13 protein-coding genes are annotated in these 12,786 nt (G+C 72.1%); 7 read left to right on the top strand and 6 right to left on the bottom strand.

Features of this window, described 5'->3' with window-relative positions:
* Window positions 1-41: 41 nt before the first annotated feature.
* Window positions 42-1,298: an ArgE/DapE family deacylase gene (locus AB0J69_RS07080; protein ID WP_364113764.1), complete on the top strand. Its 1,257-nt coding sequence runs from the start codon at window positions 42-44 to the stop codon at window positions 1,296-1,298.
* Here the strand turns inward: AB0J69_RS07080 and AB0J69_RS07075 are convergent.
* A complete protein-coding gene (locus tag AB0J69_RS07075; protein WP_364113762.1) occupies window positions 1,249-2,541 on the bottom strand; it encodes a tryptophan 7-halogenase in 1,293 nt (430 codons plus the stop codon). The genes AB0J69_RS07080 and AB0J69_RS07075 overlap by 50 nt on opposite strands.
* Window positions 2,542-2,669: 128 nt before the next feature.
* On the opposite strand from AB0J69_RS07075, the gene AB0J69_RS07070 reads away from it, so the two are divergent.
* Window positions 2,670-3,314 carry a helix-turn-helix domain-containing protein gene (locus AB0J69_RS07070; protein ID WP_364113760.1) on the top strand — a complete coding sequence of 215 codons (645 nt, stop codon included), beginning with the start codon at window positions 2,670-2,672 and terminating at the stop codon, window positions 3,312-3,314.
* Between the two features lie 16 nt (window positions 3,315-3,330).
* Here AB0J69_RS07070 and AB0J69_RS07065 read toward each other — a convergent pair whose 3' ends face one another.
* From AB0J69_RS07065 to AB0J69_RS07055, 3 genes are read right to left on the bottom strand one after another with little or no spacing between them, the layout of a single operon-like run.
* Window positions 3,331-4,137: an ABC transporter ATP-binding protein gene (locus AB0J69_RS07065; RefSeq protein ID WP_364113758.1), complete on the bottom strand. Its 807-nt coding sequence runs from the start codon at window positions 4,135-4,137 to the stop codon at window positions 3,331-3,333.
* Complete coding sequence (locus AB0J69_RS07060) at window positions 4,137-5,144, bottom strand: iron chelate uptake ABC transporter family permease subunit (protein WP_364113756.1); 1,008 nt, start codon at window positions 5,142-5,144, stop codon at window positions 4,137-4,139. Before AB0J69_RS07060 ends, AB0J69_RS07065 begins: the two co-directional genes overlap by 1 nt.
* Window positions 5,141-6,202 carry an iron chelate uptake ABC transporter family permease subunit gene (locus AB0J69_RS07055; protein WP_364113873.1) on the bottom strand — a complete coding sequence of 354 codons (1,062 nt, stop codon included), beginning with the start codon at window positions 6,200-6,202 and terminating at the stop codon, window positions 5,141-5,143. The genes AB0J69_RS07060 and AB0J69_RS07055 overlap by 4 nt, the downstream gene beginning before the upstream one ends.
* Before the next feature lie 104 nt (window positions 6,203-6,306).
* Here AB0J69_RS07055 and AB0J69_RS07050 point away from each other — a divergent pair, with 104 nt between their 5' ends.
* Window positions 6,307-7,326, top strand: coding sequence for an ABC transporter substrate-binding protein (locus tag AB0J69_RS07050; protein WP_364113754.1), 1,020 nt, complete (start codon window positions 6,307-6,309; stop codon window positions 7,324-7,326).
* A 9-nt stretch (window positions 7,327-7,335) separates the two neighbouring features.
* Here AB0J69_RS07050 and AB0J69_RS07045 read toward each other — a convergent pair whose 3' ends face one another.
* Together AB0J69_RS07045 and AB0J69_RS07040 are read right to left on the bottom strand one after the other, a co-directional pair.
* Window positions 7,336-9,756 carry a helicase-associated domain-containing protein gene (locus tag AB0J69_RS07045; RefSeq protein ID WP_364113752.1) on the bottom strand — a complete coding sequence of 807 codons (2,421 nt, stop codon included), beginning with the start codon at window positions 9,754-9,756 and terminating at the stop codon, window positions 7,336-7,338.
* Window positions 9,757-9,834: 78 nt separating this feature from the next.
* Complete coding sequence (locus AB0J69_RS07040; protein WP_364113750.1) at window positions 9,835-10,338, bottom strand: ATP-binding protein; 504 nt, start codon at window positions 10,336-10,338, stop codon at window positions 9,835-9,837.
* Window positions 10,339-10,561: 223 nt separating this feature from the next.
* On the opposite strand from AB0J69_RS07040, the gene AB0J69_RS07035 reads away from it, so the two are divergent.
* The 4 genes from AB0J69_RS07035 (at window position 10,562) to AB0J69_RS07020 (ending at window position 12,767) form a co-directional block, all read left to right on the top strand.
* The gene (locus AB0J69_RS07035; RefSeq protein ID WP_168010388.1) at window positions 10,562-11,383 is read left to right on the top strand and encodes a helix-turn-helix transcriptional regulator; all 822 of its coding nucleotides are present in this window, start codon (window positions 10,562-10,564) and stop codon (window positions 11,381-11,383) included.
* Window positions 11,384-11,620, top strand: coding sequence for a DUF397 domain-containing protein (locus AB0J69_RS07030; RefSeq protein WP_080041320.1), 237 nt, complete (start codon window positions 11,384-11,386; stop codon window positions 11,618-11,620). It begins immediately after the preceding gene.
* Between the two features lie 87 nt (window positions 11,621-11,707).
* Window positions 11,708-11,965, top strand: coding sequence for a hypothetical protein (locus AB0J69_RS07025; protein WP_127931727.1), 258 nt, complete (start codon window positions 11,708-11,710; stop codon window positions 11,963-11,965).
* A 43-nt stretch (window positions 11,966-12,008) separates the two neighbouring features.
* Window positions 12,009-12,767 carry a hypothetical protein gene (locus tag AB0J69_RS07020; RefSeq protein ID WP_364113747.1) on the top strand — a complete coding sequence of 253 codons (759 nt, stop codon included), beginning with the start codon at window positions 12,009-12,011 and terminating at the stop codon, window positions 12,765-12,767.
* Window positions 12,768-12,786 lie beyond the last annotated feature (19 nt).

Genomic DNA, 12,786 nt, shown 5'->3' with positions numbered 1-12,786 from the left:
CGCCACAAGTCCTGATTCGAGTTCATGAGAAGGTGTGCACCATGCACGACGTGGAAGCCCGGGTCCTGACCGCCATCGACGAACCCGAGACCGTGAACCTGCTGGCCGAGACCGTCCGGGTCCCCAGCGTCACCGGCACCGACGCCGAGTCCGACCTCCAGCACCGCCTCGCCGGCCTGCTCACCGAGGCCGGCATGGACGTGGACGTCTGGAAGCTCGACCTCCCCGCACTGACCGCCCGCCCCGGCTTCCCCGGCACCGAGGCCCCCAGGACCGAGGGGTACGGCGTCGCGGCCGTCACCCCCGGCGGCGAGGGCCCGCCCGCGCTCGCGCTGCAGGGCCACGTGGACGTCGTGCCGACCGGGGACCTGGCCAAGTGGGAGGGGAGCGACCCGTTCGCCGCCCGGATCACCGGCGACGTGCTGCACGGAAGGGGCGCGTGCGACATGAAGGCCGGTCTGGTCGCGAACCTGGCCGTGGCCCGGGCCGTCCACAAGGCCGGGATCAGGCTGGCCAGGCCGCTGGCCGTGCACTGCGTGATCAGCGAGGAGGACGGCGGGCTCGGCGCGTTCGCCACCCTGGCCAGGGGCCACACGGCCGAGGCCGCGGTCATCAGCGAGCCCACCAGCGGCGCGGTCATCACCGCCAACGCGGGGGCGCTGACCTTCCGGCTGGAGATCGCCGGGCGGGCCGCGCACGGCGCCACCCGGTACGAGGGGGTCAACGCGATCGAGGTGTTCTGGCCGGTGTTCGAGGCGATCAGGCGCCTGGAGGCCGAGCGCAACCGCGACGTCCACGGGCTGTTCGGCGGCAACGCGATGCCGTACCCGATCGAGGTCGGGACCGTGCGCGCGGGCGACTGGGCCAGCACCGTGCCCGACCTGCTGGTCGCCGAGGGGCGACTCGGGGTGCGGCTGGACGAGGACCCGGCGGCGGCGCGGGCGGCGTTCGAGGAGGCGGTCATGGAGGTCGCGCACCCGTGGCTGCGCGGCAACCCGCCGGTGGTGACGTGGCCGGGCGGGCAGTTCGCCAGCGGCCGGCTGCCCGCGGGGCACGAACTGCTGGAGCAGGTCGGCCGGGCGGTCGAGGACACGACGGGCGCGCGGCCGGCCGAGGCGGCGGCGCCGTACGGGAGCGATCTGCGGCTGTACGCGGCGGGCGGGATCCCGACGCTGCACTACGGCCCCGGGGACGTGCGGTTCGCGCACGCCCCCAGGGAGCAGGTCGAGCTGAGCGAGCTGCGCGCGGTCACGCGGGCACTGGCACTGCTCGCTGTGCGCCGCTGCGCAGCACTCTGATCAGCGCGGCGGGGGCCATCAGCGACGGCGGCGGGTCGTACAGGTTCGTCACCCGCAGGAAGCGCCGCGTCAGCTCGGGGTCGTGCGCGGCGGCCGCGTGGAAACGGTCGAGGTAGGCGCCCACCATCCGCATCTTCGGCGTCAGGTTGCCTTCCACCCCGGGCATCCGCAGGTCGCCGCCGACCGTGATCTCCCAGGGTGTGTCCACGATCCCGGCGATCCGCCGGAAGAACGGCAGGGGGTTCAGGTCCGGGTCGAGCAGCGCCCTGGCCTCCATGGCGGCGACCGTCATGCCCTGGCCGTACAGGGGGTTGAACGCGCAGACCGCGTCCCCGGTGACCAGCAGGCCGTCGGGGAAGCGGGTCAGCCGCTCGTAGCGGCGCCGGACCGCGGCCGGGGTGCGGTAGGCGCGCGGCTCCCCGATCGGTTCGGCCAGGTTGACCAGGTGGTGCAGGTCGGGGGCCGGCAGGGTGCCGGCGTAGGCGGCGAAGCCGTCCAGGGTGAGCGGCGGGCCCTCGCCGTACCCGACCAGGGTCACGATCCAGCGGTCGTCCTCCAGCGCCAGCGCCACCCCGGCCCGCGGCGCGCCGGGCGTGGGGCCGACGATGACCACCAGGTCCCCGTTGAGGTGGTCGTGGCGGCGGCGGAACTCGTACGTCCCGTAGCGCACGTCGATCGGCACCTGCTCCTCCTGCGGCGGCCGGTAGCCCAGCTCGCCCAGCCATGACGGCATGCGCGAGCCGCGCCCGGCGGCGTCCACGACGAGATCGGCCGGGATCAGCTCGCCGTCGGCGAGCCGCACCCCCGTGACCCGGCCCTCCTGGGACAGCAGACCGGTGACGACGCGCTCGGACAGGATCCGCACCCCCGGCAGCCCGCCCACCCTGCGCCGTACCTGGCCTTCGAGCAGCGGCCGGCTCACCAGCAGCCCGGTCAGGCCGCTCTGCCCCCTGGCCAGCCGGTGCCCGCCGTGGATGTGGCGGGCCTGCTCCTGCAGGTCCCCCTTGAGCGCCCCCTGCGCGACGAGTTCGGCCGTGATGCCGGGCAGCAGCTCGTCCATGACCTCGCGGCCCTTGGCGAGCAGGCCGTGCGCGTGACGGCTCTGCCCGACGCCCCGGCGGTGCGAGTCCACCGCCGGGAGCGCGTCGCGGTCGAGCACCGTGACCCGGGCGAACAGGCGGTGCAGGGCCGCGGCGGACAGCAGCCCCGACATGCTCGCGCCGATGACGACGGCATGGTCCATTTCGATTCCCCCTGAAAAAGGTGTTCTGAGCATTCGGCAGAGGGTCTCCCGTGGACGGCCGGGCCTCCACGTCTTTTGGCACGTTCCCGGAGCGCCTTCGGCACTGCGCATTGACTAGAGTCCGGATGGTGCGGGAAACGTCGCTGGAACTGCTCATGAGCCGCCCCGTCCAGGAGCGCGCGGACGCGGCGCGCAACAGGGAGAAGGTGCTGGCCGCGGCCGCTCGCCTGTTCGCGGAGAAGGGCGTGGACGCGGTCTCGATGGACGCCGTCGCGGCGGAGGCCGGCGTGGGCAAGGGGACGCTCTTCCGACGGTTCGGCGACAAGTCGGGGCTGGCGGTGGCGCTGCTGGACTCCCGGGAGCGCGACCTGCAGCAGCGCATCCTGTCCGGCCCGCCGCCCCTCGGCCCGGGGGCTCCCGCGCGGGAGCGGCTGGCCGCGTTCGTGGCCGCGTACCTGGACTACCTGTTCGCCCACCTCGACCTGGTGCGCATGTCGGAGACGGCCAGCCCGGGGGCGCGGTACCGCATCGGGGCCTACTGGTTCTGGCACCGGCACGCGGCGATGTTGCTGGCCGAGGCCCGGCCGGCTGCGGGCTCGGCCACAGGGCCGGCCACAGGGCCGGCCGCGGGGCCGGGGAGCGACGCCGACCTGCTGTCCCACGTGCTGCTGGCCGCCATGGGCGCGGAGGTCGCGGCCATGCTCAAGGACGACTACGGCCCGGATCGCGCGATCCGGGCCGTCCTCACGGTGGCCACCGCCCTGACCTCTTGAGCTCCTCCGGGAAGGGTCAGGAGGAAGTGGCGGGCACCCGGCGCCGGGCCTCGGGGACGATGAGCGGGGTGCCCGACTGCGGGTCCTGGATGATCTCGCACCGCAGGTCGAACACCTGGTGGACCAGCTCGGGCGTGACGACCTCGGTCGGGTCGCCCTCGGCCACGATCTCGCCGCCCCGCATCACGATCAGGTGCGTGGCGTACCGGCACGCCTGGTTCAGGTCGTGCAGCACGGCCACCATGGTCCGGCCGGCCTCGTGCAGGTCGGCGCAGAGGTCGAGCACCTCGATCTGGTGGGAGATGTCCAGGAACGTGGTCGGCTCGTCCAGCAGCAGGATCGGCGTCTCCTGCGCCAGCGCCATGGCCAGCCACACCCGCTGCCGCTGCCCGCCCGACAGCTCGTCCACGATCCGGTCGGCCAGCTCCGACACGTCGGTGGCGCGCATCGCCTCGGACACCGCCGCCTCGTCGGCCTTCGACCACTGCCGCATGAGCCGCTGGTGCGGGTAGCGGCCGCGGGCCACCAGGTCGGCCACGGTGATCCCGTCGGGCACGATCGAGCTCTGCGGCAGCAGCCCGAGCCGCCGCGCGACCTCCTTCGACGGCAGCGACGTGATCACGCTGCCGTCCAGGTGCACGGTGCCCGTCCTCGGCTTGAGCATCCTGGCCAGCGCCCGCAGCAGGGTCGACTTCCCGCAGGCGTTCGGACCGATGATCACGGTGAAGGACTCGTCCGGGATCGCCACGCTCAGGTCGGTGGCCACGACCCGCTGGTCGTAGGCGAGGGTGAGATCGGTGCCGGAGAGGCGGGAGGAGGCCATCAGTGGCGGTCCTTTCGCAGGAGCAGGACGAGGTACGTGCCGCCGATGGCGGCGGTCAGCACTCCGACGGGAAGTTGGGTGGGGGCGAGGATCCGCTGCGCGGCCAGGTCGGCGGCGGTCAGCAGCACGGCGCCCATGAGCGCGGAGGCGCCCAGGGTGACGCCGGGGGAGCGGGTGAGCCGCCGGGCGAGCTGCGGCGCGGCCAGCGCGACGAAGACGACGGGCCCGGCGGCGGCGGTGGCCACCCCGGACAGCAGCACGCCGGCCGTGATGGCCATCGCGCGCACGACCTCGACCCTGATGCCCATGGCCTTGGCCGAGTCGTCGCCCATCTCGATCATGCGCATCGGCCGGGAGATGTACGCGCACAGCGGCAGCAGCACGACCAGCGCCAGCGCGACGGGCATCGCGTGGTCCCACCCGCGCCCGCTCAGGCTGCCGGTGAGCCAGGCCCCGGCGGTGGCCGCGTCGTTGATGTTGGCCCGGGTCAGGATGTACGAGTTGAGCGCCAGCAGCAGCGCGTTGGCCCCGATGCCGACCAGGACCATCCGGTAGCCCTGCACGCCGCCCCGGTAGGCCAGCGCGTAGACCAGCGCGGCCGTCACCACGCACCCGGCCAGCGCGCCGCCGGCGATCATCGCGGCGGAGCCGCCCGCGACGACGGCGATGATGCCGCCCGTGGAGGCGCCGGCGGTGAAGCCGATGAAGTCGGGGCTGCCCAGGGGGTTCCTGGTCAGGCTCTGGAAGATGGCGCCGCTCACCCCGAACGCGGCCCCGACCAGCAGCCCGGTCACCACCCGGGGGGCGCGGAGCTTGGCGACGATGAGCTCGGCGACCGGGGTGCCCTGGCCGAAGAGCGCGGCGATGATGTCGGGCACGGGGACGGTGAACTCGCCCGTGGACAGCGCCGCCACGGTGACCCCGAACCCGACCACGAGCAAGATCGCGGTGACGAGCAGGGCGCGGGGCGCGAGCCGTACGGACCAGGCTCCGACGCGGACGTTCACAGCGCCGCCACCCGCTTCCGCCGGGCCAGCATGATGAAGATCGGCGCGCCGACCACCGCCCACACGATTCCCACCTGCACCTCGCCCGGCCGGGCGATGAGCCGGCCCACCACGTCGGCCCCCAGCAGCAGCACCGGCGCGGCCAGCGCCGAGTACGGCAGCACCCACCGCTGGTCGGGCCCCACCAGCGCGCGCACGGCGTGCGGCACGATCAGCCCGACGAACCACAGCGGCCCCGCGGCGGCCGTGGCCGCGCCGCACAGCAGCGTGACGGCCACGCCGGTCAGGATCCTGGTCCGGTTCACCGCCACGCCCAGCGCCTTGCCCGCGTCGTCGCCGAGCGCGAGCATGTTGAGCGGCCTGGCCAGCAGCAGGCCGAGCACCAGCCCGGCCACCATGAACGGCGCCAGCCGCACCACCGTGTCCTCCGTCTGCCCGGCCAGCGAGCCGGTCAGCCAGAACCGCATCCGGTCGAAGGTCTGGGTGTCCATGCGCAGGATGGCCGAGGCCACCGCCGTGCACACCATGCCGAACGCCACCCCGGCCAGCGCCAGGCGTACGGGGCTGGAGCCCGAGCGGCCGGCGGAGGCCAGCGCGTAGACGGCGGCGGAGGCCAGCGCGGCCCCGCCGAAGGCGAACCACACGTACACCGTGGGGTCGGTGAGCCCGAACACGCCGAGCGCGAGCGTGACGCCCAGCGCGGCGCCCTCGTTGATGCCCAGCAGCCCGGGGTCGGCCAGCGGGTTGCGGGTCAGGCTCTGCATGAGCGCGCCGGCCAGCCCCAGCGTGGCGCCCACACCGAGGCCGAGCAGCGTACGCGGGACCCGCAGCTCGCGGATGACCGTGTGGTCGTTGGAGCCGTTCGGGGCCAGGAAGGCGTCGATCACCGTGGAGAACGACACCGAGCGCGCGCCGAGCGCCACGCTGGCCATCGCGACGAGCGCGAGCACCCCGAGCGTGACGACCAGGCCGGCGACCAGCACGGACGGGCGCCCCTTGGCCTTGCGCTCACCGCCCTCCCCGGGTGTGGCCCCCGGACCGGTGGCGGTCACCGCCATCTCCTCAGCCGGGCGCACCCGACCCCCTCTCGTAGCAAGTCAAACTTAGGCAAGGCTAATCTAATGGTCTGACAAGAAGGCAAGCCTAACCTTAGGAGATGTGCATGTCGGGACCGGTACTGGCTCGCAGGGGCTTCCTGGCGGGCGCGGCAGGACTCGCGGCGGCCCTGACACTGGCGGCGTGCGGCGGCGACGGCGGCACGGGCGCCGCCGCCCCCGCCACCTCGGGCTCGGCGGCGGCCCCGGCCGCCCGGAGCTGGACGTTCACCGATGACCGCGACAAGAAGCTCGAGCAGCCCAAGGTGCCCTCCCGGGTCGTCGCCCAGGTGGGCGCGGCGGCCGCCCTGTGGGACTTCGGCGTGCGCCCGATCGGCGTGTTCGGCCCGCACAAGCTCAAGGACGGCAGCAAGGACCCGCAGGTCGGCAACGTGGACATCACCAAGGTCACGGGCCTGGGCAACGTGTGGGACGAGTTCAACGTCGAGCAGTACATCGCGCTCCAGCCCGACCTCCTGGTCAGCAGCATGTACGTCAAGGGCGCCCTCTGGTACGTGCCCGAGAAGTCCAAGGACACCATCGAGCAGGTCGCCCCCACCGTGGGCGTCATGCTCACCGGCAAGAGCGCCACGCAGGTGATCGGCAAGTACGAGGAGCTGGCCAAGTCCCTCGGCGCGAGCATGGAAGGCGTGCCCGAGGCCAAGGCCCGCATGGAGGCGGCCACCAAGGAGCTCGCCCAGTTCAAGGACCTCAAGATCCTCATGGTGTCGGGCGGCGCGGACGCGTTCTGGGTGGTCAACCCGCCGGAGTACCCGGACATCGTGCACCTCAAGGACGCCGGCCTCGACGTCGTCACGCCCGCCAAGGTCGACGAGGGCGGCTTCTTCCAGACGCTGAGCTGGGAGAACGCCGACGAGTACGACGCCGACGTGATCCTCTACGACACCCGCACCCAGGCGCTCAAGCCCGAGGAGATGATGAAGAAGCCCACCTTCGCCAAGCTCCCCGCGGTCAAGGCCGGCCAGCTCTACCCGTGGAACGCCGAGGCGCCCTACAGCTATCAGGGCTACGCCGGCTTCCTCGAGGGCCTGGTGGCCAACCTGAAGAAGGCCCAGCCGCTCAAGTAAGGGGCCCTTTCAGTAGGCCCCGCGCACCTCGACGATCTCGGCGAGGGGGAACTCCAGGTAGTCGCCTGCCTCCTCGCACCAGGCGTCCAGCGCGCCGCCCTTGAGCTCGCCGTGGCTGATCGTGGCGGTCAGCCCGTCGGTCAGCGTGATGCCGGCCCGCACGCCCCGGTCGACGACGAACCCGAGCAGCGACTGCTGCGCGGTGGGCAGCCGGGTCGCCATCCTGCCGATGATCGCCCACGTGCGGCCGCTCTTCTCGTCGTCCGGCCGGCCGGCGGACAGCAGGCGGCGGGCGTGCTCGTAGGGGTCGGGGGCCGGCTCGGCGAACATGTAGGGGGCCGCCTCCAGCTCCTCGATGCCGGGGAACTCCGACAGCTCGGCCACCTGCCCGCCCGGCAGCAGGATGAGCTTGCCGTTGGCGGGCTCCTCGGGTCTGGCCCGGTGGATGGTGATCTCGCCGGTGTCGGCGACCGGCACGGGGGAGTAGCCGACGTCGCGCAGCGCGGCCAGCGTGCGATCGGCCGGGGCCGTGCTCACCAGCACCGTGGGGGCCAGCAGCCGCAGGCCCAGCCGGCCCAGCCGCCGGTGGGCGGCGATCTCGGCCAGCAGGGCCGGGTCGGTCGCCTGCACGACACACCCCACCGTGGTGACCGTCACCTCGCCGTGCCTGCGGGCGGTGTCGCGGACCAGGTATTCGAGCGGCTGCGGGATGGTGCCCACCCCGGCCAGCTCGTCGAGCAGGTCGTCGGCCTCGTAGCCATGGTCGAGCGCCCGCCGCACGCTCTCGGTGGTGAAACGCCACACCGAGGCCGCGCCCCGCGACTCGCGCTCGGCGGTCCGGTCGAGCAGCGCCGCCAGCTCCGCCGACGGCGGCCCCGTGACGACCGCGGTCAGGTCGGGGCCGAACAGCGCGCTCCTGCGCACGCTGGCCAGCGCCCGGGTGGCCGCCTCGGCCAGCACCGGGTCGTGCTCGACCATGGGGACGGCGTCGTCGTTCTCGTCGCCCGCCTTCGCGGACAGCCCCGCCAGCGCCCGGCCGAGGTCGGTGAGCGCGTTGTTGGCCAGCAGCCCGAGCAGCCTGGCCTCGTCGAGCACCGCGGGCGCGCACTCGCGCAGCAGCGGCTGGTCGATCAGTGGCGCGTGCCAGTGGACGTTGTTCATCAGGCTGTCGCGGTCGGCGAAGGCCGTGCCGGACGGCAGGTGGGCCAGTGCCGAGATGACGGCCCTGCGCACCTGGGCGATCGCGCTGCCGGCCGGGTCGTCGCCGAGCACGGTGCCGTATTTGCCGTCGACCTTGCGCAGCGAGGAGCGCTCCATCCGCCACCACGCCGCCAGCAGCACCCGCAGCCGGGCCGAGCCCTCGTCGAGCCGCCAGCGGTCGAAGCGCTCGGTGGGGATCATGCCGCCGGACGGCTCGTCCCAGGCCAGCAGCCGGGCCACCGTGCACACCTCGAGCAGCAGCCGCGTCTCGTCCTCGTCGCAGCCGGTCTCCTTGGCCACCCTGCGGACCTCGCGCACGCCGACGCCGCCGGTCTTGAGCAGCGGCAGGGGGGTCTTGGAGGCGTTGTCGAGCAGCGCCGCGCAGCGCTCGACCACGTGCGGCGCGGCCAGCGTCATCAGGTGGTCGACCTCCTCGGGGTCGACCGGGATCGCGGCCACCTCGGGCGCCACCGGGCGGTAGGCCGGGTGGTAGCCGGGGCCGCGCAGGCAGATCGCCACCTCGCGGGGGATCTCCGCGACGTGCCAGCTCGGCCGGAAGAGCAGGCCGTGGTCGGCGCACCACTTCTCCGGCGTGCCCGGGCTGACGAACCTCCCGCCGTCGACGTCGAGCGCGGGGCCCTCCCACGCGAACCGGTCGAGCAGCGGCACGGTGCCGTCAGGGGCGTTGCGCATCAGCGCCCTGATCCGCTCGAGGTCGCTGAGCGACTCGATGACGCGGGCGATCGTCCGGCGCTTGTTGCCGTGCGCGGGCAGCCCCAGGGCCCGGGCGAGCGAGTGCAGCGCGTCGTTGCTGATGGACCAGGAGTTGAGGTAGTGCTCCAGCGGCTCGCCCAGGCCGAGCGGCGCGGACCACCAGCGCGTGACGCCCTCGGCGAGGTGGATCACCCCGTCGTCGTCCGGCCAGGCCAGCGCGTGGTCGTAGAGGTGCTCCAGCCAGGGGGTGACGTCTTCCGGCTCCATGCTGACGAAGCGCGCCAGCGTCTCGGCGGTGGGGCGGGTCATGGCCAGGGTGGTCTCGGCGAGCTGCAGGCAGGGCAGCGGCAGGCCGCGCAGCGTCTCCATCACGGCGAAGCCGTTGCCGAGCCGCTGGGCCAGAGTGTCCAGCCGCCTGGGCCAGGGCGCGGCGATGGCGTCGGGCCGGTTGGCCAGGATGCGGCCGAGCCGGTCCTCGTCTAGTGTTCGCAGCCAGCCGAGCAGGTGATCTTCCATCTGTCAGCACTCTCATGGGGTCGCGCGCGGGACTCACCGTGAGCCATGACCATCCACGGTAATGCAGATCACCCCCGGTCAGGAGAGGACTGCCCAGACGATCTTTCCGTGGGGTGCGAGTGCGGACCATCCCCAGCGGAGGCTGAGCGATTCGACGATGTGGAGTCCGAGGCCGCCGGTGTCGAGGGGGCCAGGATATCGCAGCACCGGCACCGAGGAGCCGGGATCGGTGAAGGCGCTGGTGACGAGTGGTCCCCGCCGGACGAGGGACATGTGGACCGCGCGCTCGCGGCGCGGGTCGTCCAGGCACAGGCCGTGACGCAGGGCGTTGGTGGCCAGCTCGGAGACCACCAGCTCCATGTTCTCGGTCAGCTCGCCGAGGCCCCAGCCCGACAGGGCGCCGGCCGTGAAGCTGCGGGCCGAATGGACGGAGGACGCGGCGGGCGGGAGCACGAACGTGGCGCTCGCGGACGGGCCGGGGACCAGCAGATCACGGGCCGCCTCCGGCCACCAGCCGACTGGGGGCCACCAATCGAACGTGGTCCACTGGCCGTGTGCCGTGGTGGATTGCACGTAGATCATTCTGCGGGAAACTCTCGTGCAGTTGCAAGAGCGAATGCACGTGCAGACAACTCGTGCAAGCGCTACGGTTGCCCTCAAATGGTCAATATGGGGGAAAGGGGATCTTGTCCGCGGCCCATGATCTTTCGGCCGTGAAGTGACAGACTGTGTGGCAAGGAAACGACCAAGGAGCAAGCACGTGTCCATTGATCCGCCCGGTTCCGGTTCGACCGTTCGGCGCATCATGCTGGGGGCGAGCCTCAGGCGCCTCCGCGAGGCCAGCGGCCTCGACCGGGCACAGGCCGGATTTCACATCCGGGCGTCCGAGTCCAAGATCAGCCGCATGGAGCTCGGCCGCGTCGGCTTCAAGACACGTGACGTGGAAGACCTGCTCACCCTGTACGGCGTCGTCGACGATGCCGAGCGCCGTGCCCTGCTGGAGATGGTTCGCGAGGCCAACACCCCCGGGTGGTGGCACAAATACTCGGCCGAACTGCCGTCTTGGTTCACCACGTACATCGGCCTGGAGGAGGCCGCCAGCGTGATCAGGACCTACGAGGTGCAGTTCGTGCCCGGCCTGCTGCAGACGGCCTCGTATGCGCGTTCGGTCTTTCAGCTTGGCAACCCCGATGCGAGTCCGGAGAGAATCGAGCGCCGCGTGCATATGCGCATGCAGCGTCAGGAGCGCTTCACCCAGAAGGATGGACCCCGGCTGTGGGCCGTCATCGACGAGGCGGCGCTCAAGCGGACCATCGGCGGGCGGGAGGTCATGTCCGAGCAGCTCCAGCATCTGCTGGAAGTCGCCGCTCTTCCCAACATCACCATCCAGGTGATGCCCTTCAGGTTCGGCAAGCACGCCGCCGAAGGGGGCGCTTTCAGCATCTTGCGGTTTCCCGAGTCCGATTTGTCGGACGTTGTCTACGTCGAGCAGCTCTGGGGTGCCCTGTACCTGGACAAACGTGAGGACATCGATCCATACCTCACGGCGATGGAGCAGTTGTGCGTGGAGAGCACCACGCCAGGGGGCACCGTCGAGCTCATCGGCGGTCTTCTCAGAAAGATGTAGATGAACCAGACCTACAACGGCATGCCCGCGGCGGACCTGACGCAGGTCGCCTGGCGCAAGAGCCGCTACAGCAACTCGCAGGGCAACTGCGTCGAACTCGCGGCGCTCCCCGACGGGGGCATCGCGGTGCGCAACTCGCGTTTTCCCGACGGCCCTGCCCTCATCTATACCCGCGACGAGATCCGGGCCCTGGTGCTCGGGGTGAAGGACGGAGAGTTCGACGGCCTGCTCGTTTAACAGCGTGTTTACCTCCGGCGCGCCCGCTTAACGGGGGCGCGCCGGAGGTGTAACCGTCCGGCCTCGTGCCACGGTCAGGATCAGTCCATGCTCGACCAGATGACCCTGTATCCGATCGCCGACGACGTGCTTTTCGCACCGGGCGGCAAGGTCGTGATCCGCACTTACGGCGTGGCGCCCGCCACCACGGGAGCCTCCGTCTCCTACCGGACCTGGGTGACCGGCATCCGCGACCAGCCGCGGTACTGGCACTGGGGCCACTTCGAGGACGCCACCTCCGGGCACCGCAGGGTCCTGGAGTGGCTCACGGGACGGGGGCCCCAGCCTTCCCAAGCGCCGGCCTGATCGCTATCCTCAGGCCAAGCAACCGCTTGGTAGAGGAGGCGTGGTGCGGCGCGCGATCCACCTGATCGAGGAGGTCGACTTCAGGCCGATGAACTCCAGGCGTCCCCTGGAGTACCTCACCTGGCTGACCCGCTACAAGCGCGAGGACGAGACCCGCACGGCGCCCTCGCTCACCTCCGGCATGTCCATCAGATCCCGCGAGATCGACCTCGTGGGCGCCTTCTACGCGGTCGGCATCACCGGCCATCCCCAGTTCAAGGCCGTCACGCTGTGGGACTGCCACGGCGGCTGGGACGGCGGCTGGCGGCAGATGATGGAGATCTACCAGGGCGTGGACGAGCGCCTGTTCCTGTCCGACATCGACGACCTGCGCTTCTCGGCGTTCTCCCGGCCGCTCGGCGCCGCGCCGGGCTGCCCGCCGCTCGCCGAGGCCCCCGCCGCCGAGCTCTACCTCTTCGAGAGCGCCCGCGTACGCCCCGGCGCCGCACTCGACTACCTGGACGCCGTACGCACCGAGCGCGCCCCCTTGCTCGCCGAGCACGGCCACACCCTCGTCGGCCTGTACGAGGTGCTGTTCTGCGACACCGAGGCGGTCACCCTCTGGGCCGTCTCCCTCGACGACCACCTGGCCACCCAGCGCGCCCGCGACGCGGCCCTGGGTCTCGACGACGAGGCGACCTCCGACTCCCGGCTGCTGGACTGGGGAAAACGGGCGCGCGACTACCTGGAAGGCCCCTGGCGTGAGACGCTTCTCGCACCGTTCCCCGGTTGCCGCCTGGCGCCAGGGGGCCTGCCGGGTTAGCGTCGGCTGCGGAGGTGGC

This window comes from Nonomuraea sp. NPDC049709, assembly GCF_040674815.1.
Lineage (GTDB): Bacteria > Actinomycetota > Actinomycetes > Streptosporangiales > Streptosporangiaceae > Nonomuraea.
This window is presented reverse-complemented; position numbering and strand designations above follow the sequence as displayed.

What these genes read in the sequence shown, in the direction of transcription:
- AB0J69_RS07080 (WP_364113764.1), top strand. Translation starts at nt 42, where the DNA reads ATGCACGACGTGGAAGCCCGGGTCCTGACCGCCATCGACGAACCCGAG.
- AB0J69_RS07075 (WP_364113762.1), bottom strand. Translation starts at nt 2,541, where the DNA reads ATGGACCATGCCGTCGTCATCGGCGCGAGCATGTCGGGGCTGCTGTCC.
- AB0J69_RS07065 (WP_364113758.1), bottom strand. Translation starts at nt 4,137, where the DNA reads ATGGCCTCCTCCCGCCTCTCCGGCACCGATCTCACCCTCGCCTACGAC.
- AB0J69_RS07055 (WP_364113873.1), bottom strand. Translation starts at nt 6,202, where the DNA reads ATGGCGGTGACCGCCACCGGTCCGGGGGCCACACCCGGGGAGGGCGGT.
- AB0J69_RS07050 (WP_364113754.1), top strand. Translation starts at nt 6,307, where the DNA reads ATGTCGGGACCGGTACTGGCTCGCAGGGGCTTCCTGGCGGGCGCGGCA.
- AB0J69_RS07045 (WP_364113752.1), bottom strand. Translation starts at nt 9,756, where the DNA reads ATGGAAGATCACCTGCTCGGCTGGCTGCGAACACTAGACGAGGACCGG.
- AB0J69_RS07040 (WP_364113750.1), bottom strand. Translation starts at nt 10,338, where the DNA reads ATGATCTACGTGCAATCCACCACGGCACACGGCCAGTGGACCACGTTC.
- AB0J69_RS07035 (WP_168010388.1), top strand. Translation starts at nt 10,562, where the DNA reads ATGCTGGGGGCGAGCCTCAGGCGCCTCCGCGAGGCCAGCGGCCTCGAC.
- AB0J69_RS07030 (WP_080041320.1), top strand. Translation starts at nt 11,384, where the DNA reads ATGAACCAGACCTACAACGGCATGCCCGCGGCGGACCTGACGCAGGTC.
- AB0J69_RS07025 (WP_127931727.1), top strand. Translation starts at nt 11,708, where the DNA reads ATGCTCGACCAGATGACCCTGTATCCGATCGCCGACGACGTGCTTTTC.